This window comes from Pseudooceanicola nanhaiensis DSM 18065, from assembly GCF_000688295.1.
GTDB classification, from domain to species: Bacteria; Pseudomonadota; Alphaproteobacteria; order Rhodobacterales; family Rhodobacteraceae; genus Pseudooceanicola; species Pseudooceanicola nanhaiensis.
The window spans coordinates 1-26523 of sequence record NZ_JHZF01000019.1 but is presented as its reverse complement, the minus strand read 5'-3'; the positions used below and the strand labels follow the sequence as shown (position 1 = coordinate 26523).

General features: G+C 61.2%; 21 protein-coding genes and 2 pseudogenes. 15 read left to right on the top strand and 8 right to left on the bottom strand.

Annotated features, from left to right (window positions below):
* Nucleotides 1–46 precede the first annotated feature (46 nt).
* The 5 genes from Q344_RS0121575 (at nucleotide 47) to Q344_RS0121555 (ending at nucleotide 6536) form a co-directional block, all read left to right on the top strand.
* Nucleotides 47–4309: a strawberry notch family protein gene (locus tag Q344_RS0121575; protein WP_028288609.1), complete on the top strand. Its 4263-nt coding sequence runs from the start codon at nucleotides 47–49 to the stop codon at nucleotides 4307–4309.
* Nucleotides 4310–4430: 121 nt separating this feature from the next.
* Nucleotides 4431–4817: a DUF6878 family protein gene (locus tag Q344_RS0121570; RefSeq protein WP_028288608.1), complete on the top strand. Its 387-nt coding sequence runs from the start codon at nucleotides 4431–4433 to the stop codon at nucleotides 4815–4817.
* 1 nt (nucleotide 4818) lies between these two features.
* The gene (locus tag Q344_RS0121565; RefSeq protein WP_028288607.1) at nucleotides 4819–5280 is read left to right on the top strand and encodes a DUF6915 family protein; all 462 of its coding nucleotides are present in this window, start codon (nucleotides 4819–4821) and stop codon (nucleotides 5278–5280) included.
* Nucleotides 5281–5380: 100 nt separating this feature from the next.
* Nucleotides 5381–5683 carry a hypothetical protein gene (locus tag Q344_RS0121560; RefSeq protein WP_028288606.1) on the top strand — a complete coding sequence of 101 codons (303 nt, stop codon included), beginning with the start codon at nucleotides 5381–5383 and terminating at the stop codon, nucleotides 5681–5683.
* Nucleotides 5684–5807: 124 nt separating this feature from the next.
* A complete protein-coding gene (locus tag Q344_RS0121555; RefSeq protein ID WP_028288605.1) occupies nucleotides 5808–6536 on the top strand; it encodes a DUF736 family protein in 729 nt (242 codons plus the stop codon).
* A 232-nt stretch (nucleotides 6537–6768) separates the two neighbouring features.
* Here Q344_RS0121555 and Q344_RS0121550 read toward each other — a convergent pair whose 3' ends face one another.
* The 3 genes from Q344_RS0121550 to Q344_RS0121540 are packed head-to-tail and all read right to left on the bottom strand — an operon-like array spanning nucleotide 6769 to nucleotide 9433.
* Nucleotides 6769–7245 (bottom strand): type II CBASS E2 protein, encoded by a 477-nt coding sequence (locus Q344_RS0121550; protein ID WP_028288604.1) that lies wholly within the window; start codon nucleotides 7243–7245, stop codon nucleotides 6769–6771.
* Between the two features lie 5 nt (nucleotides 7246–7250).
* Nucleotides 7251–8450: a nucleotidyltransferase domain-containing protein gene (locus Q344_RS0121545; RefSeq protein WP_028288603.1), complete on the bottom strand. Its 1200-nt coding sequence runs from the start codon at nucleotides 8448–8450 to the stop codon at nucleotides 7251–7253.
* On the bottom strand, nucleotides 8447–9433 hold the full coding sequence (locus Q344_RS0121540) for a CBASS cGAMP-activated phospholipase (RefSeq protein WP_028288602.1): 987 nt from the start codon (nucleotides 9431–9433) through the stop codon (nucleotides 8447–8449). The genes Q344_RS0121545 and Q344_RS0121540 overlap by 4 nt, the downstream gene beginning before the upstream one ends.
* A 285-nt stretch (nucleotides 9434–9718) precedes the next feature.
* Between Q344_RS0121540 and Q344_RS0121535 the strand changes: the two genes are divergently transcribed.
* From Q344_RS0121535 to Q344_RS0121505, 9 genes and pseudogenes are all read left to right on the top strand, one after another.
* Nucleotides 9719–10780, top strand: coding sequence for a helix-turn-helix domain-containing protein (locus Q344_RS0121535; protein WP_028288601.1), 1062 nt, complete (start codon nucleotides 9719–9721; stop codon nucleotides 10778–10780).
* Between the two features lie 7 nt (nucleotides 10781–10787).
* Nucleotides 10788–11273, top strand: a complete 486-nt coding sequence (locus Q344_RS25805) for a PIN domain-containing protein (protein WP_074839959.1) — start codon at nucleotides 10788–10790, stop codon at nucleotides 11271–11273.
* Between the two features lie 596 nt (nucleotides 11274–11869).
* Nucleotides 11870–12799, top strand: a complete 930-nt coding sequence (locus Q344_RS0121530; protein WP_028288600.1) for a DUF2493 domain-containing protein — start codon at nucleotides 11870–11872, stop codon at nucleotides 12797–12799.
* Between the two features lie 134 nt (nucleotides 12800–12933).
* Nucleotides 12934–13950, top strand: a complete 1017-nt coding sequence (locus Q344_RS0121525; RefSeq protein WP_244881799.1) for a nucleotidyltransferase family protein — start codon at nucleotides 12934–12936, stop codon at nucleotides 13948–13950.
* Nucleotides 13951–13957: 7 nt separating this feature from the next.
* A pseudogene (locus Q344_RS26820) lies at nucleotides 13958–14053 on the top strand (DUF2493 domain-containing protein); the annotation flags it as partial.
* Between the two features lie 538 nt (nucleotides 14054–14591).
* Nucleotides 14592–14798 (top strand): hypothetical protein, encoded by a 207-nt coding sequence (locus Q344_RS0121520; protein WP_028288598.1) that lies wholly within the window; start codon nucleotides 14592–14594, stop codon nucleotides 14796–14798.
* Between the two features lie 562 nt (nucleotides 14799–15360).
* Complete coding sequence (locus Q344_RS0121515) at nucleotides 15361–15954, top strand: hypothetical protein (protein WP_028288597.1); 594 nt, start codon at nucleotides 15361–15363, stop codon at nucleotides 15952–15954.
* Entirely contained in the window at nucleotides 15941–18274 is a 2334-nt protein-coding gene (locus Q344_RS0121510) for a relaxase/mobilization nuclease domain-containing protein (protein WP_028288596.1), read from the top strand. The genes Q344_RS0121515 and Q344_RS0121510 overlap by 14 nt, the downstream gene beginning before the upstream one ends.
* A gap of 8 nt (nucleotides 18275–18282) precedes the next feature.
* Nucleotides 18283–20283, top strand: a complete 2001-nt coding sequence (locus tag Q344_RS0121505; RefSeq protein ID WP_028288595.1) for a type IV secretory system conjugative DNA transfer family protein — start codon at nucleotides 18283–18285, stop codon at nucleotides 20281–20283.
* Between the two features lie 223 nt (nucleotides 20284–20506).
* On the opposite strand, the gene Q344_RS0121500 is transcribed toward Q344_RS0121505, so the two are convergent.
* From Q344_RS0121500 to Q344_RS25790, 5 genes and pseudogenes are all read right to left on the bottom strand, one after another.
* Nucleotides 20507–22417 (bottom strand): coiled-coil domain-containing protein, encoded by a 1911-nt coding sequence (locus Q344_RS0121500; RefSeq protein ID WP_028288594.1) that lies wholly within the window; start codon nucleotides 22415–22417, stop codon nucleotides 20507–20509.
* The gene (locus Q344_RS24705) at nucleotides 22414–22977 is read right to left on the bottom strand and encodes a hypothetical protein (protein ID WP_051630983.1); all 564 of its coding nucleotides are present in this window, start codon (nucleotides 22975–22977) and stop codon (nucleotides 22414–22416) included. The genes Q344_RS0121500 and Q344_RS24705 overlap by 4 nt, the downstream gene beginning before the upstream one ends.
* Complete coding sequence (locus tag Q344_RS0121490; RefSeq protein WP_169739215.1) at nucleotides 22974–24149, bottom strand: dsDNA nuclease domain-containing protein; 1176 nt, start codon at nucleotides 24147–24149, stop codon at nucleotides 22974–22976. The genes Q344_RS24705 and Q344_RS0121490 overlap by 4 nt, the downstream gene beginning before the upstream one ends.
* A gap of 384 nt (nucleotides 24150–24533) precedes the next feature.
* Entirely contained in the window at nucleotides 24534–25064 is a 531-nt protein-coding gene (locus Q344_RS26815; protein WP_084178539.1) for a DUF1643 domain-containing protein, read from the bottom strand.
* Nucleotides 25065–25172: 108 nt separating this feature from the next.
* Nucleotides 25173–25679, bottom strand: a pseudogene (locus tag Q344_RS25790) (type IV secretion system protein); the annotation flags it as partial.
* Between the two features lie 63 nt (nucleotides 25680–25742).
* Between Q344_RS25790 and Q344_RS25785 the strand changes: the two are divergent.
* Nucleotides 25743–26500 (top strand): IS5 family transposase gene (locus Q344_RS25785; protein ID WP_156954595.1). Its coding sequence is split into 2 segments (ribosomal slippage): nucleotides 25743–26079 and nucleotides 26079–26500, totalling 759 coding nucleotides; the frame shifts between segments, so codons are not numbered across the junction.
* The last annotated feature ends 23 nt before the right edge of the window (nucleotides 26501–26523 follow it).

The window sequence follows — 26523 nt, the reverse complement described above, 5'->3', positions numbered from 1 at the left end:
CTTTTTGTCCTTTGGAACTCAGACCCTGATCCAAAGGAAAATCCCCATGTCCAAACCCAGAACGGCCAACCCGGCTCTCGCAATCTCCGAAGCCGATCTCGCCTCTGCCCTCGCGCAAATCGGCACGGAGGTCGATGACCAGCCCCTGCGCAGTTCAGCGCTCGCGCGTATCATGCGCGAGACGTTTCATGGCAGCGATGCCGGTGGCGCCTGGGACTGGCGCATGGCCTATGACATGATGCAGGCAGCGGCTGTCCAGGTGCTGCTGCGTGGGAACGGCGCGGCAGGTGACACCGCCGCTGCAAGGCTACTTGCCTCACGGCTCCTGACGGAAACCCGCCGGTCAGAGCAGCAGATCCGGCTACAGCAGTTTTCCACGCCGCTGCCATTCGCGGCGCTGGTTTTGCGGGCCGCGGCGATCCGCAAGGGCGAGACCGTTCTGGAGCCCTCGGCTGGCACCGGTGCCCTGGCTGCTTTCGCCGCCCGGGCCGGTGCCACGCTTCTGCTCAACGAGATCGACCCCTTTCGCCAGCGCCTCCTGCGCGCGGTTTTCGGCGGCGAGGTCACAGGCCATGACGGCGAGCATATCGATGATCTGCTGCAGACGCCGGTTCTACCCGAGGTCGTGGTGATGAACCCGCCCTTCGCCTCCTCGGTCGATCGCTCCCGAGACAAGCACATCGCCGCCAAGCATCTCATCGCGGCTGCAAAGCGCCTGGCACCCGGCGGGCGGCTGGTGGCGATCATGCCGCCGGGATTCACGCCCGAACGCGATGCCGCGCATTGGTCCCGCGCCTGCGGTCTCCTGACGCCGCGATTGGCGCTGACGATGCCGGGACAGGTCTATCGCAAGCTCGGCACCTCTGTCGAAACCCAGCTGATGGTCTTCGACAAGGTGCAGGAGGACGGCGAAATGATCCGCGCCAGTGTCCGGGACTTGGATGAAGCCCTTCCTTTTGTCGACGCAGTTGCCGCGACCCGGCCCGAGATGCGCCCCGTCCAACGGGCTGAAGCGATCCCTCATGCGCGACCGATCGTTCCATCATCTGCCCCGCGCAAGACCGCTGCTGCGCCTGTCGCCGCCTCCAAATCTCGGGCCAATGCCGTTGTCCCGCTCACTTTCAAGAGCCTCGATATCCCGCGCGACAACACGCCCATCTCGGACATCTATGCGCGCTACCGTCCGCAGCGGATCGAGATCGCGGGTGCGCAAGAACATCCCACGCCGCTCGTCGAGAGCATCGCCATGGCCTCGGTTGCCCCGCCCATGCCCTCAAACACGGGCAGTGATGACTTGCGCCTGCCCGCACGGTTGATCGAGGAGGGACATCTCTCCGAGGCGCAGCTGGAAACCATCATCATGGCGCATGACGCCCATGGGCGCGACCTGCCGGGTCGGTTCGCGATCGATGACGACCAGACCAAGCTGACGCGCGCCGATGATGATCCAGACGCACGTGCCTATCGCCTTGGCTATTTCCTCGGCGACGGCACCGGTTGCGGCAAGGGGCGCGAATGCGCGGGGCTCATTCTCGTGAACTGGCTGGCCGGGCGCAGAAAGGCGATCTGGGTTTCCAAATCCGCCACGCTCATCGAGGACGCCATCCGCGACTGGACCGATCTCGGCGGCTCGCCAGCCGACATCCAGCCGCTCTCAAAATGGAAACCGGATCAGCCCGTCCCGATGGGCGACGGTATCCTCTTCGTCACCTACGCCACGCTGCGGTCCGCGGGCAAATGTGGCACCACGCGACTGAGCCAGACCCTCGACTGGATGGGCGAAGACTTCGACGGCGTACTGGCCTTTGATGAGGCCCATGCCATGCAGAACGCGGCCGGGTCCGAGCAGGGCAGGGGGGTCAAACCCTCCCAGCAGGGCCTTGCAGGCCTGCGGCTGCAACTGGCAGCACCCCGCGCTCGCGTCTTCTACATTTCGGCCACGGGTGCCACGAGCGTGCACAACCTGGCCTATGCCGCGCGTCTTGGTCTCTGGGGGCAGGGGCCGGAATACCCCTTCCCAAGCCGCGAGAGCTTCGTTTCTGCGATGGAAGCTGGCGGTGTCGCCGCCATGGAGGTGGTCGCGCGCGATCTCAAGACGCTCGGCCTCTACACGGCCCGCGCCCTCAGCTTCGATGGCGTGGAGTATGACGTGCTCGAACACGCGCTCACCCCGGCCCAGATCGAGATCTACGACGCCTATGCGGGAGCCTTTCGCACAATCCACCACAATCTCGAAGCCGCTTTGACAGCCACCGGCGTCAACGATGCCTCGGGAGAGACCAATGCCTCGGCAGCACGCGCCTCGGCCAAGTCCCGCTTCGAGAGCACAAAGCAGCGTTTCTTCAATCATCTGCTGATGGGCATGAAGGCCCCGACCATCATCCACGCCATCGCGGACGATCTGGCGGCAGGCAAGGCTTGCGTCATCCAGGTGGTCTCGACGGGTGAGAGCCTGTTGAAGCGTCGGCTTGAGACGATGGACCCGGAGGATGAACTCGTCGAGGGTGCCTTGACGCCACGCGACTATGTTCTCGCCTACCTCGAACAGGCTTTTCCGATCCATGCCCAAAAGCTCGTGGAGATCGACGGCAACATGGTGGCTGAGCCGCTTCGGGATGAAACTGGCGCGCTGGTCGTCTCGCGCGAGGCGCTCGCTCTGCGTGACGCGGCCATGATGGAGTTGATGACGCTGGCGCCGATCCCCTCGGCGCTGGATCAGATCCTCTGGGCCTTTGGCGACGAGGCCGTGGCAGAAGTCACGGGGCGGTCCATCCGACCCCTCAAGGCCGAGGATGGTCATCTCTTCATCGAAAAGCGCGCCGCCAGCAGCAATTCATCCGAAACCCAAGCCTTCATGGACGGTGATAAGGATATCCTTATCTTCTCCGATGCGGGCGGTACGGGCCGGTCGTATCATGCGGCGCAAACGGCGAAGAACCAGAAACGGCGGCGGCACTACCTGCTGGAGCCCGGCTGGCGCGCCGATGCGGCCATCCAGGGGCTCGGCCGCACGCATCGCTCTGCCCAAGTCAGCGCGCCCTTCTTCCGGGTCTGCACCTCGGATGTGCATGGCGAAAAGCGTTTCACCTCGACTATAGCCAAGCGCCTCGACCAGCTGGGGGCCTTGACCAAGGGTCAGCGCGAGACCGGCTCGCAAGGCATGTTCCGCGAGGAGGACAATCTCGAAAGCCCGATCGCGCGAGCGGCGCTGCGTGGGTATTTCGCCGATCTTGCCGCCGGGCGCGCTGAGGCGATGAGCTACGAGAGCTTCACCGACTGGACCGCCCTGCGGCTGATCGACAAGGACGGGGTGCTCCTTGAGGAGCTTCCCCCGATCCAGCGGTTTCTCAACCGGGTGCTTGCCCTTCCCATCCACATGCAGAACGCACTCTTTGCCGAGTTCATGCGCCGGATTGCCGATCAGACGGAACGGGCGCGCGCGGCGGGCACGCTCGATCTCGGCGTGGAAACCCTACGCGGCGACAAGATAGAACAGGTCTCCACCGAGGATCTCTGGACCTGCCCGAAATCCGGCGCCGTGACGCGGATTATCGGGCTGGAGGTCACCGACCCAGTGTATGTGCTGGACGCCGAAGAGGCCATGTCGCGCAATCCCGACAAGTTACCGATGGTCAATCGCGCCTCCGGTCGCGCGGCGCTCATCTCGGCGCGCCCCATGCAGATGTATGACGAGGATATTGTCACACTGATGCGCAAGGCGGTGCGGCCAAACGGGTCTAGCTATCTCGAAGAGGCTCGGTTCACGTCTTCGGCCTGGGAAGACATCGACAGGCCCGAGTTTGCAAAGCTTTGGGATGCCGAGGCAGCGTCCCTGCCAAAAACCACCACAACCAAGCTCTACCTGCTGACCGGGCTGCTGTTGCCGATCTGGAAGGACATCCCGACCACGAATGAACGCATCTACCGCGTCACGCCGGACGGGGCGACCGCCATGATCGGGCGCACGCTGAGCGAGGAAGGGGCGGCCGCGCTGCGCGCCAGCTTCCTCGTTTCTAACCCGCAAACGCCACAGGAGATGCTGACTGCGGCTCTTGGCACCACCACGCCGGTCGATCTGGGCCGGGGTCTGACGCTGACCCGTCGCCGGGTCGCAGGCGAGATGCGCCTTGAGCTGGGCGGTGCGGACAAGGGCATGATCGAAGGCCTCAAGGCCATGGGGTGTTTCACCGAGATCATTGCCTTCCAGCTGCGGGTGTTCCTGCCGCATGGGGACGGGATCGACACGGTCAGCATTCTGGCCCGGATTGTGGGGCAGGGAACCAGCAACGCGGCAGACCAAGCCGCCTGAAAAGCCAAAGCGGGCTTTGGGTCGGGCGTCGCGGATCGGGATTTGGCCGGTCTGCGCTTTCCGGGCGCGCGCTGACCAATGCGACGCCTGGCCCCCCAACTTCTGATAAGAGGACAGACCCATGACCAATCCCCAGATCGACTATGCCGCAATGGCGGCTCAGTGGCGCGCCGAGCACGAAACCACCCTGAAAGCAACCCGAGCGGAACTGATCGTGCAATTGCGCGCGCTTGGCATCAACGAGGTCACCGCCGAATACGAAGGCTATGGCGACTCCGGCAATGTCGAGGACGTGAATGTGCAGCCTGCGGAGGTCCAACTGCCGGAAGCGCTTGTCACCGCCGTGGGCGATTTCGCCTGGTCACTCGCCTATCACCATCATCCGGGGTTCGAGAACAACGAGGGCGGCTACGGCACGCTGACCTGGGACATTGCAGCAGACAGCATCACCCTCGATCACGCCGACCGCTACGTTGAATGCTCGCACAGCTATGACGACGGGCTTTGAGATGGCCCATCCGCTTCATCATGCTGAAAGCTCTGCCCGGAAATTCGGTGGGGTGCCATCTGACTATCAGGACATCCACGACTGGTTCGACGCCTCGAAAGAACACCTCGCCCTCTTCACGCACCGCGCCTTGCGTCATCATGCTCAAGGCCTGTTCGAGGCCGAACGTGTCTTCGGTCTGACCCTGACCAATAGCGCGGGTCGGGACATCCCCGTGCGCTGGATCGGCGAGCAGCATGTCCGCGAAGACTGCCAGGGCCGCATTCCGAGCATGGCGGACTGGCTGCGACGGATACAGCCTGAGCCATGGATGGCCAATGGCCATATCGAGCAGCACCTCAGCGGGGAGCCCTGCGGCGATCCAAGGGTTGCTTGGGCATTCGAGGTGGCCGCCGGAAGAACGGTTCTCGGCCTGAAAGATTGGATGGCGGCGCGCGCGACGCAAGCCACGCAAAGCGCCTGACAGCTCTCGGTCGTTTGCCAAACGAATGCTGCATAGAAGCCCGGTCGGAAGATCAGGCTTCTTGCGTCGTTTCCCCAGCAATCTTTTTGAGGAGGATCACATGACATTCGAAGACATCAAGGCGGCCGTCGATGCCGGTCAGACCGTGCACTGGGCCAATACCGGCTACGTTGTCCACAAGGACCGGCTCGGTCAGTACCTCATCACCTTTGTGCCGAACGGTAGCTGCATCGGCCTGACCGACCGGAGCGGGCACCGGTTGAACGGAAAAGAGGCGGAGTTCTTCATCGCGCAATCGAAGGACAGCGCGGAAAATCCGGGTAGCCAATCAAGACCAGACGGGCAGGGGAGGGGCGCAGCACCCGAACGCGCGGGGGCATGCCCACTCGGACGGCAGCTCTGACCCGTGGGCGGGGCTGAAAGGAAAGCAAGCTTTCTGGTTTGTGATCCCAGGAGGGGTCGAGAAAGCAATCCCGGATGCGCTGGCAAGAACGTCAGGCACCGGCCAATCCAAAAGGAACCATCCCATGTTCGCAGGAACCCTCACCCGCAATGTCGAGACCGCCGCCGCCGAATACACCGGCATGATCCACTCGACGCGATTTGACATCGCCATCCAGCTTGAGGCACGGGCCAAGATGTCCGCGCGCAGCCCGGATTATGACGTGACGGCGATCAACAAGTCGGGCCGCAAGGTGCGCATCGGCACGGCCTGGAACGAAACCGGCAATACCAGCGGCAACCCCTACATCTCGATGCAGATCGATGTCGGCCTCGGCCCCTTCCGCGTCAATGCCGTGCAGACGAAAGAAGCGCGCGCGGCCAAGAGCGGCGAATTCGAGATCATCCCGCTGGTCTCGAACGGCCTGATGAAATCCGGCTCGATCTCGGGCGAGCTCACCGCCATGGACGCCGACAACGCCTTCACCGGCTACATCGCCAACATGATGTTCGATCTGGAGTTCATGCTGATCGAGAACAGCTACAAATCCGAAGAGACCCACCCCGATTACCGGATCGAGGTCAGCTCGCCCCGGGGCACACCGATCCGCGTCGGCTCGGCCTGGATGGCGAAAAGCAGCCGCACGGGCAATGACTACCTGTCGCTGCTGATCAACACGCCTGATGGCGATCTGCGCGTCAACGCCGTGCAGAACGAAGAGCAGCGCGGCGGCCAGACCTTCTCGATCATCCCGTTCATCGACAGCGGTGAGCAATCGCAGGACGCAGGCGCGGGGTTGTCGTTGGTTGCCTGATCAGCGCGCGAGGTGAGACGATCCGCACCGAAAGGGGAGCCGTGGGATCACGGTTCCCCTTTTTCTGTGCTGACAGGGTGTAGATACGCACTTGAGTTTGTTGAGTACCGAACCGACCTACTGTGGTTCTCAGGATCATGCGCCGCCGTTGCCTCACGTCTAAAACGACCATCCGCCACAGTCACTCGGTTCCAACCTGGTTCACATCATACAATGAGGATAACAGCGGATTTTAACGTTGTCGTTGAAGGCTGCGGCGCAACGCACGGTTGCCCTCGTTTGGGTCATCCTCTCCAGGGTGTTTTCCCCCGCCCTTCCAGTCGTCCGACACGAGCCATTCCTCGAAATAGATCAGCCAGAGGTGGGTCCAGGGGATGATGGTGAGGTCCAAACGTTTGCTGGCGTCCCATTGTCCGGTCCCGGGCAGATAGAGACAGAGCCGATCCGGGTCATGGTAGATATGCGGCAGGTCGCGTTCACCGGCGAGCAACCTCAGGGCAGGATCTACGACACGAACATCCGGCGTCCCGTCCCTTTCGAGGACAAGGGTGACCTGATACGTCCGGGAAAGCGGCGTAGGTTGTGCGTGAAAATGCCATTCCAACCGGCGCGGACCGAGCACCCCCTCGCCGGCTACTGTCTTGGACTTCTGCAGGAACAGGTACTGCTGGGGCAGTGTCAGCGGGTTTCTTGTGGTCGAGCCCGCCATCGCGCCTAGTCCCCGAAAAACTCGTTCTTGGGAACGGGCGTCGAAGCGGCCGATTGTTGGGTGGTGAGGCCAACACCCGCACCAAGCACGAGAGCGCCCGTCTTCCGCCCCTCGTTCAGCGCGTCCATCCGCCGGTTCATTGTTCGGGCAACAAGTTTGTCACCCAGGCTGTCCTTCATGGAGCCGACAATGGCGTCTAGGCCGACGAGGTCACGAAGGGACTGAAAATCCGCAAGCGCCTTGCTATGCCATTTGTAGAAGGCTTCGACCCGCGCGGGTTCTTCATTCCATCGCTCGGCAAAATTCTCGCCGTTGGTGGTCTCGTTCCAGACCGCGTAGATCTGGCGGCCATTGACCAGAGGCCGATCGATGAAGACCGGCATCAGGCGGATCGTGTCGATCAGCACCTCGAGTTCGTCGGCGAAAACATGACGCCTGACACACATCTCGTAGGATCGCATGGCCAGGGTCGTGATGATGATCGAGATCGGCGTGATCTCCTCCTGAACATGCAGGAATTCCAGATCCCGGTGACGCTTCAGGAGCTGCACGGTCCGCCGCAGAATGCCCTTGACGGACTGACGTACCGGGAAAGGTTCTGTCGTCGCCGCATCGCGCTGTGCCGCGATGATCGACTGCGTCATCCGCGGTACCAGTGCTGCCCTTTCGTCGAATAGGGCTCGATAGGCCCGAGGATTTGTAGCATGCCAGTCCCGTAGCTTGCGATCGGGCACCAGCTCACCGCCGTTCATGCAGTTCGGATTGGCAATGGTCGGGGAGATGTCGAGGTGAAAGTCACCGGCGTAGTTCAGGCGCCAGCAGCGCTTCTTTTCTTCCAGGATCGACGCGTAATAGGCGTGTTCGCGCAGGCGCTGGCCGATCGCAGCCTTAAGGCGTGCCGGTGCGATTTCTGGGCCGAGGCCAAGGATAAAACTGATCAGGTCGACATCGAACTCGTCGCGTCCGATCGGTTTGATCGAGGTCCCTAGTGCGCCAGAGCCGTGCAGGTAGACATGGAGGGAAGCAAGCATCGGGTCGCTCGATCCGGCCAACCAATCCGCGACCGCCTCGTAGCTGGTTCGGGCTTTCTCGAACTGGGTTTGGGTCCATTCCAGCTCCTGGCAGATTTCTTCGAGGATCGTGAAGACCTGCGCCCGCCGCTGAATGGCGGTATCGGTGAGGGTGTGCGAGAAGTTCTGGTTCATGCCGCGTTCCGTTCGAGTTGATGCACGGGCACGAACGGCTCGGCAGGTTGCTGGAAGAAGATGGGGGTCAGGGTGGGGCTCGCGTGCCGGGCGCTCGAAGCGCCAAGCCCCTTGAGCCTCTGGATCTTGGTGGTGTCGTCGAGGGAAAAGAAACCGTCCGGCACGCTCGGCGAGTACCGGTGAACAGCCGTCCGGTCATGCGGATCACCTGTCAGATGACGGGCAATGCCGAGCGCACCGCGAGACTGACCGTCCATGAGAAGGCTGAGAGCCTTCAACCCGAGGCCGGCTTTTCCGGGGGATTCAGGCAGCATGTAGACCTCGTCGACGCAGCCGAGGCTCAGGATGTGCAATTCCTGCGAAGACCAGCCGAGCATCGAAATCGCTTCGACGGTCGCGACGCCTACCGGATTGTTGCACCAAGTGCCGCCATCGAGAAGCCCGACATCATCCACCGTCTTGTGACGCGCGAAATAGGTTGGAGCGGCCGACGTCGCCATCGCGGCGTCGAGGGCCGGCTTCCGGTAATCCTTTGTGAGCCGCGGATGATGCGACGTCTTGTAGATGTAGACGCTGCGCTGGTCGGCATCCCAGGCCGGGATCAGCAACCGGGTCTCCGCTTCGCCGATGAGCTTGTCGCCAAGGACGGCGTGGAGCTCGTCCCTAAGCGTCGATGCCTCGTGCTTCGGCTTGACCAAGTGACGGAAGGCCGCACGCGCATCCCGGGCCTTTTGCCCGAGCCAGCTCTTGTCTCCCGCTTGCCCGAAGATCGTCGGCCCGCGATTTTCGTAGAGTTCGAGGAGGGTCTTGGCCTTGATGCCGAGGGCTAGGCCGATCGCGAGAATACCCCCGGTTGACGTTCCCGCAATCAGGTCAAAGTAGTGGCCAATCGGTTCGTCCAGGTCTTCTTCCAAACCCGCCAGAAAGGCCGCCGGTTGGGTGCCTTTGATGCCGCCACCATCGATGCTTAGGATACGTCTCATGATGCACCTCGCTTTTCGAGGGTTGGCTCAGCCAGCCCACCATCAGGCAGTCCGACGATGCTCTGAAACATTGGTGTCAGCTCGCCCGTAAACGGTATCTTCATGGCTGCTTCCTCGTTTCTTTGCCTGTTGAGCGTTTCTTGGCGTGACTTGAAGGTTTACAAATTTGCCTTCCGTTTGGCCTCGTGTTACAAAATAGGGACAAAAGGCCGCGCTTTCAAGCGTTGTAGTTTACAAAAAATCAATCATATGGGTGAAGTGTAAACCACCCACTGGGAGGACGCTATGATTGGCAAGAGACTCAAAGGAGCCCGGGCGGCATCTGGCCTTTCGCTCCGTGCACTTTCCGATGCCATGGATAACAAGGTGTCCGCTCAAGCCATAGGCAAGTACGAGCGCAATGAAGACATGCCCGGATCGGGCGTGCTGCTGAGTCTTGCCCGAGCACTCGAGGTCTCTGTGGATTTCCTACTGAGCGATGACGAGCTTGAGTTGGAGGGCGTAGAGTTTCGCAAGTCAGCCAGCTCGTCGGCCAAGGAGATCGCGACGATCGAAGCCAAGACGCTCAATATGGTTGAAAAGTACCTGGCTGTCGAAAGCTTGCTGAATCTTTCGAGCCAGGAGTGGGATGCCCCGCACGAAGCGCCATACTGGGTGACCGATGTTCGTGATGCCGAGGACGCGGCTCGCAACATGCGTGCCTCTTGGCAGCTTGGTCATGACCCGATTCCAATGCTTGCCGAACTCCTCGAGGAGCACGGGATCAAGGTGTTGTCTCTGGACGTTGATCGGATCGATGGCCTTGCGGCCAAAGTCCGTCGAAAAGAGCATCACTCCGCGCGGGTGATCATGATCAAGAAGAAGACCTGGTCTGAACGGAAGCGCTTCAGTTTAGCTCACGAACTGGGCCACATGGTTCTTAAGGTCGCCGAAGGGTGCGATTCAGAACGCGCCGCAAATCGATTTGCTGGTGCGTTCCTCGTTCCGGCAGAAGTGCTACGGCAGGAGATTGGTGCCCGCAGAACGGACATAAGCATTGGTGAGCTCATTAGTCTGAAGGATCGGTTTGGCGTCAGCATTCAAGCGCTGACGTATCGATGCAAGGATTTGGAGATCATCAACCAGGCAACATTTGCGCGCCTTTTCAAGGTCTATAAGCAACGAGGTTGGCGGGATGAGCCGTTCGAGGAGCCGAATTCCATTCCTTGGGAACGAGAAGAACCGGACCGCTTTCAAAGGTTGTGTTTTCGTGCCCTCTCCGAGGGGTTGATTGGGTTGTCTCGTGCGGCTGAGCTTCTCGAAATACGAGTAAAAGAACTGGAAGAACGTTTGGACCACATGGCATAGTCGCTGTGTGCAAGTTCTTGTTTCTGATACCTCCGTCCTGATCGACATCGAGAGAGCCTCGCTGACAGCGAGGCTCTTTGACCTCCCCTATGATTTTGTTGTTCCAGATATTCTTTATGAAGCGGAACTTCTCGACTGGATGGGCCCTGATCTGATCGATCTGGGACTAAGAGTGGAAGAGCTCACGCCGGAAGAAACTGCACGCGCGACTGAGCTGAAGCGCGCGAAAGCTATGCTATCGACGCCAGATGTCTTTGCATTTTGCCTCGCGGCTGAAAGGGGTTGGGTTCTTCTTACCGGAGACGGAGCACTCAGGGTTGAGGCGGAGCGCCAAGAAATCGCGATGCACGGCGTCCTCTGGGTCTTCGATGAAATGGAACGTCACGAGGTTTGTTCGACCGTCCTCCTCAAGTCGGGCCTCGAGGCGGTTCGTGATCACCCGAGATGCAGACTTCCCATTAGGGAAATCAATAGGCGCCTTGCGAGATACTAGCTTGTTTATTCGGCTTGCTGGAAGGAAATTGTTGCGAGGCTCTTCTTCGCTTTAGCCTTGCGGCCTCCCCCGCTCGGTACGCCAGGTCGCAGGGGAGAACGGCCCTTCGGTCCGTCGCGCATTCGGCCATGCGGCCTCACCGCGGCGTTGCGTCTGGCATCCCGGTTTGCCCGCCTCGCGAGCACGTCCCTCCCCGGCCGCTCCGCCGGATTGCGCTCTGGTCTGTTTTGCTTGAGCGCAAAACGATCCCGCCACTCCATCCGTCTCCCGCGTCCGGTCGGGCCGTTTGCCTGCTCGGGTCGGGCAAACCTACCGTCAAAACACACACACATGAGCGTGGAAGCATATCCTCCGGATGGCCCCCAAATCAGCCCGCGTCAAGGATCGCAAAACTTTTCGGCGAGGGCGGGGCCTGTGGCGCGGGGCGGTCCCGTGGGTGAGGGCGCGCATGTGTCGGGTGTTGTGCACGGAAAACTTTTGCGCCCGGCAAGCCGGCGGCTGCGCCGTCCCTGACCCGGGCAGATTCGGAAACCAGGCATTCGGCCATGCCCCCACACTCACGTGGTGGCCTTGCAACCGAACACTGGAGACCAGACATGGCTTACGACAACGCAAACACCTACGAGACCATCGAACTTTTCGGACTGACCGAGAAGGACGCACAGCTCCCGATCCCGGAGGATCACATCCTGACCGACCGCATCATCCGCGAAAGCTTCGAGGCTCTGCTCGGTCAATTGCGCAATACCGGGCTTGAAGCAGAAATCGAACCGCTGGCCCATGGGCTCGCCACGATCTTGCAGCGCCGCAAGGTGGCGCTTGGCAAGGAGGTCGACCGCACCGCCGACAAGATCGGCGCGCTGGCAAAATCCCACGACGGATCGGAGATCGCCGAGACCGCGCTCGAAGAGGCGCAGGCGCGCTTTCTGCAGCTGCGCGAGATTGTCGGCGCCATCGAGGTGATGAGCGAGGCGGCGGCGGAATGCTACGAGATCGAGACGGGCCACGCCTTCATCCCGGCAGCCGGGTCGCGCGCAAGCGTCCGGGCGCAGGAGACCGGGGCCGTCTTCGAGGCGCGGCAGCTCCTGGAGCAGCATGATCGCGAGACGGCTGCGAAGTCGAAGGTCGAGGGGGTCCCCTTGATCGTCTCGGGCGCCACCGACTGGACCGATATCGATGTGATCTTCAACACGCTCGACAAGGTTCGCGAGCGGATCAAGCAGAACCGCAATCAGGAAATCTTCCTCTGCCACAAGGGTGGCAAGCACGGGGCGGAGATGATTGCGGTTCGGTGGGCCCGGGCACGCGGGATAGCACAAGCGCGCTTTGATCCGCGCTGGTCCGCGCATGGCCGGGCGGCACCGTTCAAGTGCAACGACGAAATGCTGGACGACAAGTTCGCGGCGACGGGGGTTGTACTCTTCGGCGGCAACGGGGTCGCGCTGAACCTCGGGCAGAAGGCGGAAGCGAAAGGCCTGACGGTTATGCGGGTTGCGGACCCGGCGAAGAAGACTGCGCAGGATTGAAGAGAGGGGGTCGCGCTTGGCGCGGCCCTTTCGTCGTTTCTCATGGGCGTGGCAATTCTCCAAGAACCTTTTGCCTAGCAATTTCCTGTTTTGATAGGTATATGCGTGCCAAGCAAAACTTGGAAATGATTGGCATGACCCCACTCAGCAGCATCGCGATGAGCGCCTACACCGATCTGGTACGTCTTTTGAAGGACGACGCCTTGTCCGGTGTTGAAGGCAAGCCAACGCTCAAAGAGCGCGGCGACAAAGCCTATTGGTACGCCGCGCGACGCGTCGGAACGGAGATGCGGTTCATCTATATCGGCGAGGACAGTGACGAGACGCGTGCACGTATCGACCGGATCGAAGAGCTGCGCGCAACGGCCAAGGATCGGCAGGCGGAACGGTCGCGGCTTGTTCGGCTCTTGCGTGCGGAAGGCATGACGCCCACCGACCGGGCGACCGGCTCCATCCTGTCGGCCATGGCCGCAGCGGGGACTTTCCGTTTGGGCGGCACCATCGTCGGGACAAACGCGTTCCGACTCTATGAGGGCGAGCTCGGTATCCGTCTGCCCTTGGGGGGCATGGCCAATACCGGCGACATCGACATCGCCCAGTTCGAAAAGCTAAGCGTGGCGCTGCAGGATCAGGTTGATCCGGGTCTGGCCGAGACCTTCTCGGCGCTCAAATTTGATCCCTTACCGGCTCTTGACCAAGGTCGGACTTGGCGATGGTCCCAGGGCGGGAGTGGCCAGTTGGTCGAGTTTCTCACACCGGCCTTCGGAGATGAGACAATCCGTGATCTGCCAGCATTGGGCGTGAACGCCCAAGGATTGAACTATCTCAACTTCCTGATTGCCGAACCGATCCATGCGGCGGCGATCTATCGATCTGGCATACTCGTGCAGGTCCCGCGTCCAGAGCGCTATGCGATCCACAAACTGATCGTCGCGGATCGGCGGCGTGACGGGGCAGGCAGCCTCAAGTCTGCCAAGGACCGCGAGCAGGCGGCCTTCCTGATCGAGGCAATGGCCGAGGACCGCCCTGATGATCTGGCCCGCGCGTGTGCCGCTGCTCTGGAGGTTGGCCCGCGCTGGCGGGAGCACATCGGCAACTCACTGAAGCGGATGTCTGAGACGCAACTAATCCTCGACGGGTTGGGAGTGTGATTGCCGCAACGGGGTTGCACTGAACCTCGGGCAGAAGGCGGAAGCGAAAGGCCTGACGGTCATGCGGGTTGCGGACCCGGCTAAGAAGACTGCGCAGGATTGAAGAGAGGGGGTCGCGCTTGGCGCGGCCCTTTCGTCATGTCTTATGGCGCGTGCGGTCGGTCACGCGTGATCGGCAGCTCGCGGCGGCCAGCACCGTCATCGCTCTACCTGGTCCGTCAGAGTGCGGCCCATCCGCATCGGTGCGGGCTGGGGATGGTGCGCATCTCACGCACATCGTCAGCGGCGCAAGACGCGAGGGGTCGAGACGTCCCACTTGAGGCTGAAGTCCAGCACGTCCCTCGGGTGGTGTTTCGGAACATCGCATCCACGCGGGCGGGCTCCGTCAGCACCCCGGCCAGGCTCGGCGGGACGCGGACGCGGATGGTGGCGGCTGCGTGATGGCAAGGGTCATCCGGATCACTCCTTTTTGCTCATAGATGTGGATCGCACGGGGTCGGCCCAATCGTGCCCTGCGCTTCGCTCCGGCAAGCACAAATACGGCTTCCACGGCGGGGCCGCGGACCCTCCGCATTTGCACTTGCGACCGGGCCTCTTGCCCCCGTGCTGGGTGATCCCCATCGCAACAAGGAGAGACCCAAATGACCAACCACTACGTCGCCACCGTCCCCGTCAAGTTCACCGACACCGATGGCCAGGAGCGCACCCGTTTTCAGCGCGTGGGCGCGATGTTCCGCAACACCCGCAACGGCGACGGCTCGGAGTTCTTCAGCCTCAAGCTCGACTTCCCGGTCGCGGTCTCGGAGTTGGTGATGTTCCCACCGAGCGCAAAGGATCCCGAAGACTAAAACCTCTGACGAGGATGGGCCGCCCCAGGACGACCTTGGGGCGGCCCGATCCCTGTTCCAGGGATGCCGTCACCGGTGCGGATGATCGCCCGAGGCGACTTCACGAAGTCGCCGGTCGCTGCGCATTCAACGGACGCACTCTGCCCGGAATGATCAGGCCGCGACAGACCGGCCAGTCAGCCTCAAGGGGGCCATCCACAAAAACCTATCGACCAGGGCCTCCCGGTTTTTGCGGCAGAGATTTGGGGACCCAAATCTGGCCCTCCTTGACCCTGCTTGTCCGCCCTGTCGGTGGGGTTTGCGCCCGCCCGCGGTTCCGTCCGAACACATGCGTGTTCGTCCAGACCCTCGGGCGGTGCTGGAGAAGGGGCCTTTGAAGCTGGAGGCTGTGCTGGTGGTGAGGGCGGCAGAGCCGCGTCCCTGCGGGCCGCGGCGTGAAGCGGACACCAAGGCTGCCTGAGATTGGAGGCGACTGAAGTATATAATTGACAGATTGATATATTATCGTAAGGTGAGGGCAGTCTTGGTGGAAGGTGGCAGGAAATAGGGGGTCTTTCTTCGCATGTCTCGCTCAAAACGCCTCATCGATGCGGAGCGCATGGAGATCGTTCGCGAAGCTGCGGGAGGCGTTTCCACTTCAGTGCTGGCGGAACGGTTTGGCGTGTCGGTGCGGGCGATCCAGTACACGCTCAAAGCCGATGCCGAGCGCCAGACGGATGCCGCAATCCCGGTCTTAGCGGTCAGTGTAAAGGTCACGGCTGCGGAGCTCGCGGCGCTCGACGAGGTGCTGGCCGAGGCCGGAATCGAGAGCCGTGCCGAGGGGCTGCGGCGGCTCATTCAGGCGGCAGGCGGGGTGTTCGTTCCGGACGCGCAGATGGCAGCAGAGATGGCGCGCTACCGCGCCTCTCTGCACGAGGTCGGTAATGGGGTCGCGCAGATCGCCAAGCAGATGACGCGGGCCAACCGGATGGGGCAGGGGGCCGTGGGGGGCACGAGTGCCGAGTTCTCCGAACTGCGACTTGCCCAAATGCGCGGGCTGGCGCGCTTCATCCTGGATTCCGCGGACGAGATCGATCTGCTTCTGCGCCGCCGTCGTGATGCGATGCAGCTGCAGGCCACGGCCGCGCTGAGGGAGTTTGCCCATGCGGCTGAATGATGCCGTCCATGCCGTCACGGGCGAGGTCTTCCGGGATGGCTGGAGCCGCGTCCGGGGCTCGATGCAAGGGCTGCATGTGGCCAAGCAGACCCAGCTTGTGCGCGCGGCTGCGGGGCATCGGCCAGCGGTCTTCAAGGCGATCCGGGGCGGGGGTACGCATACCAAATCGCAGCTCTCAAACCAGCTCGATTACCTCACCACGAAGTCGACCCATATCGTGGACAGCAGTGGGTTTCTGGATGGCAAGACGAAGCTCGAGGCGGGTGACATCAAGGACCTGACCGAGCGCTTTGCCAAACGGTGGGATGCGGGCTTCAAGCCCAAGCTGGGCCAGACCACACACATGCTCATGTCCTTCCCCATCGGCACGCGCGGGGAGGATGTGCGCGACATCGCGACGGACGTGGCCGAGCGGTTCTTCCAGACCGACGCGGGGCATTTCGATTACATCATCGCGGTGCATGAGGACCGCGATCATCCCCATGCGCATCTGGTGTTGAACCGCCGGTCGCAAGAAGGCGAGTTCTTTTTCCTCGGGCGCAACCATCGCTTCAACTATGACGACTTTCGCCTCGCCATGGTCGAGGAGGCCGAGAAGTACGGCGTGCGCCTGGAGGCCACACGGCGGGTGGATCGCGGGGTTGTACATTACCCAGCCCGCACCAGCGAGGTTTATGCGGCGAAAGAAGAGGGTCGCGCTCCCCGCGAGCGGGAACGTGTGGGGGCCGACCTGACCCGGACGCTGGCGGAGATCGCCAACACCAGAACCGTCTACCATTCGCTGGCCGCAGAGGCCTCCCGGGAGGCCCGCGAGGATATTGCCGCAGCCCTCTTCCGCGCGGGCGAGGTGCTGGCGCGCGGCGGTCAGGTGGACCGAACAGGAGATGTGTATATGGCCGAGGATCAAAGCTTCGAGGATCTGAGAAGCCTCTATGCGGAAAAGCTCGCGCGGGTGCAGGGCATGATCGCCGAGAAGCCCGACGCGGAACGTCCCGTGTTGGAAAAACGCCTCATCGAGATCCAGACGCAGGTCCAGCACATGCAGCCTCTCGGTTTGCGATCATCCACGCTGTCAGAGGCCCCCTCGGAGGGCGGGATCTATTCCGAAGCCAATATCGACACCAACCAGCGCGAGCGTCTGGCAGAGCCCGATCTGAGATCGCGCATTGACGCGGCACTACGGGGCACGGGGATCAGCACATCCGAAGTGGTGGCCCGGATCGAGACCGGGGCCTCAAATGCAGCGCTCGAGCATCAATGGATCGCAGATGATCTCTCCAAAGTGGCTGAGGCGCGGGATCTGAACCTCGAGCGCCGCGCCGATCTGGAACAGGCGCGAGACATTCTCAACGATTTGCATGTCGAACTTGGCACGATGCTGGAACGGGAGAACGTGCTGCGCCGGGATGGCGTCGTGGAAGCAGAAGCGGTCAGCGAGCGGTTCCACTATCACGAGGACTCGGTGCGGGCGATGGAAGGGACAATCCGTCAGGAAATGCGCGCAGACGGCCTGACCGCGCAGCAGATCGAGGACCGGGACTGGGAGGTTGTCTCACGGGCGGAGCGCCGGATCGAGACCGAGCAGCGTGCATATCTCGAGGCACACCCGGAGCTGCTCGCACGCCCTGGCGATGTGATCGACCGGTCTGAGCCCTACAGGGAGACCATCACCGATGCGGCCCGCGCCAGCGAGATCACCCGCGAGGTCGACCGGATCATGGAGGGACGCGACCTCCGCACGCCTGTTGCAGATGCTGTCACGGATGACTTACGAGCGCGCTATCCGGACATGCCGTCCCACCTCGCCCGCGGGCTTGGCGCGACCTATGCGGCAGTCGTCGAGATCCGGGACACGGAGGTCATCAATCAGGTCCGCCGCGAAACCGAGATGCGCGACGGGCTTGGGTCCGGCACGCGCGACGCACTCCTCGCAGCCCGCGGTGAAACTGCGCCGCAGTCTGACCGTGCCGACCGCCTTGCAGACGAGATTGCGCGTGTTCTGGACCATGAACGGGCGGGGGAGTTGTCCGCGCCCTTCGAGACCGAGGCGGAGCGGGGTGCCTTCCGCGACGAGATCGCGCGGGTGCTGGATGATCGCCAATTGGGCCGGCTGACATCCGGCGATGCCGATGCGCTGGAAAAGGTTCTCGAGGACCGCCTCGACCGGCTCTATGTCGCCAAGGTCTACCTGCAATCGGATGCCGCGACGGCCAATACCGAGGCCTTGCGCCAGGTGGTCGATGATCTTGCCGATACCGAATACGAGAAACACCGCACCGCTGACGTGGATGGCGAGACCGAGCGGGGTCAGGTCCATTGAGCGCGCCCATGGGAAAAGCGCGGATCGCCACGGGCGTCCTGCTTGTGACGCTGGTGACCGGGGCCATGGGCTATACCATCGCCTCGGCGGTGCTGACCTACCAGGATCTCGGCTTCGGGGCTGAGATCGACTTTGCCTATATCGCGCAGAACTATCTGGCGATCCTCGATCGCCGCCCGGAGGACGCCCAACTTATTCATCTGATCATCGGCAGCTTCGCCGCCGCCGGCATGATGCTGAGCCTCGCCCTCTCGGGGTCCGCCCTGACACGGTTTGGCCAGACCCATTGGCAGACCGCGCGCGAGATGAAGGCCAATGGCTTCTTCGGGGCGCCGGGGACCGGGTTCATCCTCGGCAAACTGGGGACGCCGGGCTCCCGCGCCAACTACATTTGCTCCAAGGTCTTCCCACATGCGCTGATCGTGGCGCCCACGGGCCGTGGCAAGACCACGGGCTTTGTCATTCCGAACCTGCTGACCTGGCAAGGCTCCGTCGTGACGCTCGATGTGAAGGGGGAGTGTTTCGAGGCAACGGCTCGGCACCGCGCCGCCCAAGGCGACAAGGTCTATCGCTTTGCCCCCACCGATTGGGAGGGCAAGCGCACGCATCGTTACAACCCGCTCCTGCGCATCTTTGAGCTGAAAGATCCCGCGCGCCAGCAGATGGAATTGCAGCTCTTGGCGACGCTCTTTTTGCAAAGCGACAACGACCGGGTGCAGGGCCTCCTCAAGGGCGGGATCGATCTCTTCGTGGCGGCAGGCCTGCTGGCCTTCCAGCGCAAGCGCCCGACCTTGGGCGAGATCTACCGCATCGCGGCCTCCGGTGGGAACAAGCAGAAGGAATACTTCGCGCGCGGCCATGAGGTCGACAACCGGGCGGCCAAGCTGATCTTCACGCGGCTGGCCTCGACCAACAACGATACGCTGACCTCTTACGTCTCGCTCCTTATGACCTCGGGGCTCGACCAATGGCAGAACCCGGCCATCGATGAAGCTACGGCGGTGTCGGACTTTGACTTCCGGACTATCCGCAAGAAGCCCTTTTCGGTCTATCTCGTGGTCCAGCCTCTGATGGTGAAGCCCCTCGCGCCGCTGATCCGCCTCTTCTTCTCCGATCTCCTCTCCGCCATGCAGGAAAAGGACCCTGGGCCAGACGAGCCCTGGCCGGTGATGATCATGCTCGACGAGTTCAACCGATTGGGCAAAATGCCGATCGTGGTCGAGAGCATCGAAACCCTGCGGACCTATCGCGGCCACTTGGCCGTCGTGACACAAACCATCCCCGCTCTCGATGAAATCTATGGCGAGAACACCCGCCGCGCGCTGCAGGGCAACGCCGGCGTGAAACTCTACCTGACGCCCTCGGATGAGAAGACCGTCGAGGAGCTCAGCAAGGCGGTCGGTAAGACCACCAAGACCGTCATCACGCGCTCCCAGTCCATCGGCAAGAACCCCTTTGAAGGGCGCAGCCAGTCGACCCGGACCGAAGAAAGCTCCTTGCTCCCCGAAGATGAAGCGCGCCGTCTGCCCCTCGACGAGATTGTCATGGTGATCGATGCGCAAATGCCTGTCCGAGCGAAGCGGATCCAATATTTTGACGATCGGCTGTTCAAGGCGGTTCACGCGGCGCAGACGGGCGAGTTGCCGTTTCCGAAGCCGGGGGGAGGGGAGGCGCAGGGCACGCTGCCGCTGAGTGTGCGCGCCATGCCGATGTCACCGCCTTCTAACGGACCAAGTGGGTCTGACGCCGTTGTGGAGACCGCACGCCAAGATGCTGGGAGTCAATCGTCAGGGCAAATCGACGTCGCTCCGAAAAAGACCGCGCCTGTCGTTCAAGCTGTGATCGCCGAGGAACAGCGCCAGATGGAGATGGATTTTGGGAGCCAGGTCGCGGATGCCGAGGCTGCGAGCGCCGTTGATGAGGCGCAGATGCGCTCTGCTGTCGATGGTTTGGATGACATGGAGTCTATGCTGCGGGACGACCGTGACGAAAAGCTACTCGTTCGATAATGTGGCGGGTTTGTTTTTTGCCATAGGCGGAAAGCCGACCTTCGCTGTGAGAGCCAGATAAGCTCATTTGTAATGTCAAAACGGACATTGGCCGACAAGATGTGAACCGGAAATACACACTTTAGCGTTCGGAGTGCCCAAGGGACGCGACGCGTCGTATGTGATCGGGTCTGTAACTCCCGGATCCAATAAATGCACTAAGGACGCCCCTTCAAGTCTTTCGTCAGGCGACGTGGACATAGGTCAGCCTCTGAACATGGACGCTCTGGAGGCCCGTGAAGGACGCACCGGTAATGATCAGTTGCGCGCCCTCGAACGCCTCTTGGGCAAGCAGGTCGATGAACGGCTGAACGATGAAGTTCTCGCTGTCCTTGACCTCTTCGCCTGAGAATTCGCCCGGCACGTCGATAATTGCCAGTCCGGGATAGTGCATGCCCGAGATCGGGCTCAGAGACAGCAGGCCGTACTGATAGGCCATCAGGAAATAGAGGGTATCCGTCCCTCCTAGCGCCCCCCGCCAGCGCTTTCTTCCGACCCGAAAGCTGGTGCTGGACTTGGAAATGTCGATCTCGACCATATTGTGCTTCCAGGTGTCCGGGCGCTGCACATTGAGAGCGTCGAGATAGGCGTTCATTCCTTCTTCAAGCTTCTGGGCGGCGGCACTGAAGTCGATTGAACGGTTGGCCTCGTCGACCTTCTCCTGAAGTGGTTTAATCTCGTCCTCAAGGGCCTGGATTTGATTGGTGAGGTTATTGCCAAGTTCGAGGGCGGCCGCCACCCGGCTCATCTGGCGTTGGCGCTCGGCAGCTTTACCCAGCGCCACATCGACCGCGCTCACTTCGGTTTGAGCAACGGCGGCCACGGCGCGACGGGCGGGCGCGAGTTCGACCTCAATGGTTCGCAGCGTCTCATCGGCATTGCGGTACGCCATGGTCTGCTTGTCGACGTCGCGTTCGAGAATGACAATTAGTTCTTCGGCTTCAAGGAGTTCAGCTTTCAGCCGGTCCTGCTCAAATTGCAGCCGGACCTCGCCAAGTCCGGCGATCTCAGGCTCCTCAGGCAGATGCTGGTGGCAGACGAAGCAGTGATCAGGCTTCTGATAGGGGATGATCCCCTGATCACAGGCTGGACAGTGAGTGACCTTGAGGTCAGCAAGGAGTTCGCTGGCGTCTGCGACGCGAGCCATCCGCTCGATTTCAGCCGCGAGGTCCGCGCGATATCGCCGAACTTCGGCCAGCCGGTCCTCGGTCGCCAACAACTTCTGCCGCGCCTCCGTCGCTTCTTCGAGTGCCGCCGCCCGCCCATGCCCGAGTTCGGCGATGCGCGACCGCTCCGAAGCGGGCAGGCTGGCGTCGCTTGCAGCAGTCAGAACCTCGAGTTTGCGCGTCTGAAGGCGTTCGATTTCGTTTTGGAGGCGTTTCAAGGCGGCGGTTACGGTGGTCTCATTTACGCCGAAGGTGGCGTCCTCGGAGTCGAGAAGATCCACAGCAAGATCATTAAGGGTCTCGTTGTACTGCTCGCGCCGCGCTCGGAGCCGCATCGACTTGAGCTTCAGTTCGACGAGCTTGCCGTAGTCGTTGCTATAAATGCGCTCTGCCAGACCCAGGAATAGCAGAAGGCTGGCGTGTTTTTCATTATCAGTCTGTTTGTCGACGAGATCGCTCCAGAACCGCTGCTGGCGGAAGATATGCCTCAACAGCGTGCGGAAGCTCAGCTCCGGCCAGGTCTGGCCGGACATCGGATTGCCCTTCGGGAAGTTCACCAGCGGGATACCCAGCTTCTCCATCAGCCAGTGCTGGAATTCCTTGGCAAGCATACCCTCGTCGTCGACAAAGACCTTTCCTTTGGAGCCTGCCTCGCGCCAACGCCGCTCGATCCGGAAGGTCTGGCCGCCGATGCAGATCGTGGCGGACGCCGCCTCGTATTTCTCGGCCAGCCCTTCTGCGTCGCTCTGCTCGTAAGGGTTCGCTCCCGTGTCGCCGAGCAGGAAGTCAAGCGTCTGCAGCCACATGGTCTTACCGGTGTTCGGTCGCCCAACAAAAACGTTCACGCCAAACTCAAATGTCAGGTGTTCGACGTTGCCGGTCACTTGGCGGCGTTCAAGGCTGTGGATGGACAGAGAAGGCGCGCTCATTTCATGATTACCTGTCCGAGGGTGCGTTTGCCGACCTCTTCATCGAAAAGCTTGTAAATTAGGTTTTTCAGCGCCGTGCCTGACTTGCCGCCGAAGGACTTCTTCACCGCTTTCTGCCGCTCGACCAGAGTAGCGAAAGAGGGTCGTTTGGCGAGAGCCTTGGCCATTTCGGCGCCTTCGGTCGTCAGCGCGATCTGGTAGGAGTTCTTGAACTTGGAGACGGTGATAAGCCGCCGGGCCTCGAGGTGAGCCAGAACCTGATAATAGCGCTTGTCCCACGGTCCGTAGTGATGCCGTACCATCGATGCCTCGACAGCTTCTGAAGAATCAACCGACCCGCTCTGGGATTCGGGCTCGACCGCTGCCCGCGCGGCCTCGAAGAAGTCTGGGTAGCGGGTGAAGAAGTCGAGCTTGGCCATTTTTGTCAGCCCGTCCATCCGCCCTGCCGTGCCGCAGATGCGCATCAACAGAAGCAGCCGCGCCGCGTGGAATTCGAGGACATCGTCGGCCGCAAGCGGAAGACTGGCGGGACGGGTTCCGAGGCGAGATAGAGACTTCATAAACCTATCCGGTCGAAGCGCAGAAGACAGCGATCGGCAATGTCATACATACAGCCCTTGAGGAAGGCAGAACGGTCGCCTTGGTCCGGCGGCAGGGAGTTGTTGATAGCATCCATCCGGTCGACGCAAAGTGCGTGGAATGCTGGGCCGTCGAGGTCGAGCGACCCGGCTGCCCTTTTGGCGCTCAGTGTCTGGACCTCGGATTTGACGCGGCCCTGAAGCTGTTCCGCCTCGTCCAGCTGCATGTAGCGAGAGGTCCGGGCGAAGCGGGCGTAATCCAGACGCATGTCGATCGCCATCGCAACCACCGTTCCGGTGAGGGCGGCGTCGTTCATCTTCTCGGCCAGCTTGCCGCCCGAGGGCTGAGACGCTACTTTCGTAAGCCTGACCATGCACGCATCCCACATCACCGATAGCGCTTGGCGTGTGAGGATTTTCTTCTCCTTGTCCGGTTTCCACTTCGCATCACCTGCCGACTTCACGAGCTTGCGCAACTCATCTAGAAGAAGGTCGAGGTGCTCCCATAGCAACGGGTGGCCGGCGTCATTCATGATCTTGAACAATCGGAGCTTGTTCTTCTCCTTCACGGTAGGTTCATCGTGGCACTCATCCCAAAGGCAGTTGTCGAGCCAATAGCCAGTCCCGTGCCCCCGCTTGGACTGGACGCCTGGCATTCGCATATCGAGGTCTGACTTCAGAGCAACCATTTCCTCGCAGCTCAGTGCCCGGGCTTCGTGGCCGCGTTCATAGGTCAGCGGCTTCAAAGGCGAGACCACCGGGCGCAAGGTGACGATCCGGAAGCGCGCGGTCTCATCATGCTGGTCGCGATCTAGCGACTTTTCGAAGATCGATGACCCAACAGCCTGCTTCTTGCGGGAGCACAGATCTGCGATGGACCAGAGCTTATCCGCTTCGGAGCCTTTGACCTGAACAAACTCGGCAATCCGCGACGGCGCGCCGATGTCCCAGACCAAGACCAGATCGTCATGTGTTTCAAAATGGATCTTCACCAACTGGGGGTTGGCCAACATCTCCAAAACGAAGCCGACGGCGATCTCATCCTGATAGTTGAAACCTTTTCGCGCAATCGGGCCGCCTTCCTCAGAAGGGGCGGCGTTGTCGATGGAGGGCCAGACCTCTTCGTCGGCCGCAATGAATTCATCCTCTGGCAAGAGCCCTCGGCGCATTCTGCTTGTTCGTCACAGCCCAATGCTGTGACATCCCGCGAAACTCTAAACGCGGAGGGATGCATCTCACAACCCTACAACGAATTATCTATGCAACCCCACACCTTAAGCGAGGTCCACTGTTCGGGTATTTGGCTCGCTCAGCCAGAAGAAATTATGAGAGTCATCGTTCAGTTTTCGTACAACGATACAAGCCATTCCTCCAAAAAATAACGGGTCATGAGCCTAAATTGCTTTGTGGTCGATACCGTCACGCATTTGGGTTATTTGAGTGGTGCGCAATGTCCGGTTCGATGAAGTTGCATTGCAGCGCGGCGAGAACCGATGAATGGCTGGTTAGGGCCACCAGCCAATGATTTAGTGAGGTTGCTAGCATTGCAGCTCGAAATTCGTGGGAAACCTACGCGGGTGCCGAGGGGAACCGTTTTGATTGGTGGCAACACGGCACATGGCCGCTCCATGGCAAGCCTCGACAGCGTCGTTTGCATATCCGATCCACCTTGGATTTTGCCGTAGCCCACCGTAGGCGAGAGCCACACAAGTAGCGTGGCGAGCGCAACGTCTGATTTCGTCGACGTTCCACGCAGAGCGCTCCTCGCCTGCTGGAAGCTGACCTGGGTCAGTTGCTCGGTAGTCCATAACGTTCAGAAGAAAGAGCTTGCCAAAGCCGAGACGGCGGGAATGACGCGTGAGTTTTCGTGAAGTTGCATCATCTAAAACGTGGGTAGCTGACGATGGGTTCATGCAAAGCCACAGTACTGTAGGGCCTGGATGCCAACTTCGACTGAGGTACGAGCGATAATTCCCACAATCAGAAAACTTGGCGGAACCTCGAACTCCATTGTCCAAATGGAATGTTTGGCCCAATTGGCGCGGGATTTCCGGATTTCCTCTTAGCATATCTGGTCTTCTACAAGCTGTAGTCAGATCGAGACTACAGACATCGTCCGCTTTCAGGAAGCTGCATTGCAGCAAGGTTCTAAGCGATGAATGGTAGCTAAGGGCAGTTCACCGCCTGCCGAGGCGACCCAACCTTGAAAGCTGTGCCAGCATTCGGGCTCCCGTGCCGGTCCCGTCGCCGGGGGGAGCAGCGGTTGGCCCTCCTGCAGTATTGGGTCGGCTTGGCAACGCTTGCACACCAAAGAATTGTCGCGCGCGCAGAGCTGCGTATTCAGCCCCGGTTGCACCACCGATGGCGTAACGGTTGTAAACCTGTTGGCTACCTGCCAGCCCTCTGGCGAAGGCGTAGCTCCCTCCGAACCCGGCCGATAGTGCTGGCATCATAATGTTTCCGGAAATCGCACGAACCAAGAAAGGCGTTGCTATGATGAATCCCTTTGCCATCAGCACCATCATGAAGAATGGGATCAGAGCCCCTATGTTCGATGCGCCCTCTGGGTCGCCCAGTTCGGCAAGAAGCGCCCGAGAGACCCCCGTGATCGTCGCGAATACACCAGCAACGACGATCGGATACATCGCAAAGGATATGAGTGCCGAAAGCCAGCGAGCGAAGTAGGCTCAGGACCCATTGATTTCAGCCGAAGGGCATGATTCAGCGTTCGGAAAACGAGCGGTGACATGTCTGATCTTTTCTGGCTGAGCGACGCGCAGATGGCGCGGTTGGAGCCCTACTTCCCGAAGTCCCACGGCAAGCCGCGTGTCGACGACCGGCGCGTCCTGAGCGGGATTATATTCATAAACCGCAATGGCTTGCGCTGGAGGGATGCGCCGAAGGAGTATGGTCCTCACAAGACGCTTTATAACCGTTGGAAGCGCTGGAGCGACAAAGGCATCTTCGCGCTGATGCTGGCGGGGTTGGCAGCCGGGCATGGCGAGAAGAAGACAGTGATGATCGATGCGACCTACCTGAAGGCACATCGTACTGCGTCCAGTCTGGGCGTGAAAAAAGGGGGCGTGGTCGGCTGATCGGTCGCACGAAGGGTGGCATGAACACCAAGCTGCACGCCCTCTGCGATAGTAAAGGCCGCCCGATCAACTTCTTCGTCTCCGCGGGGCAGGTCAGCGATTACATCGGTGCGCGTGCGCTGCTCAGCAGCCTACCGAACGTCGATTGGCTGCTCGGGGATCGGGGCTACGACGCTGATTGGTTCCGAGAAGCCCTGCAAGACAAGGGGATCCGCGCCTGCATCCCAGGCCGGAGCCAACGCAAGACCCCGGTCAAATACGACAAGCGGCGTTACAAACGCCGCAACCGCATTGAGATCATGTTCGGCAGGCTCAAGGACTGGAGGCGTGTGGCAACCAGGTACGACAGATGCCCAAAGGCATTCTTCTCTGCCATCGCTCTCGCTGCAATCGTCATCTATTGGCTGTGAAACTCAATGAGTCCAGAGCCTAG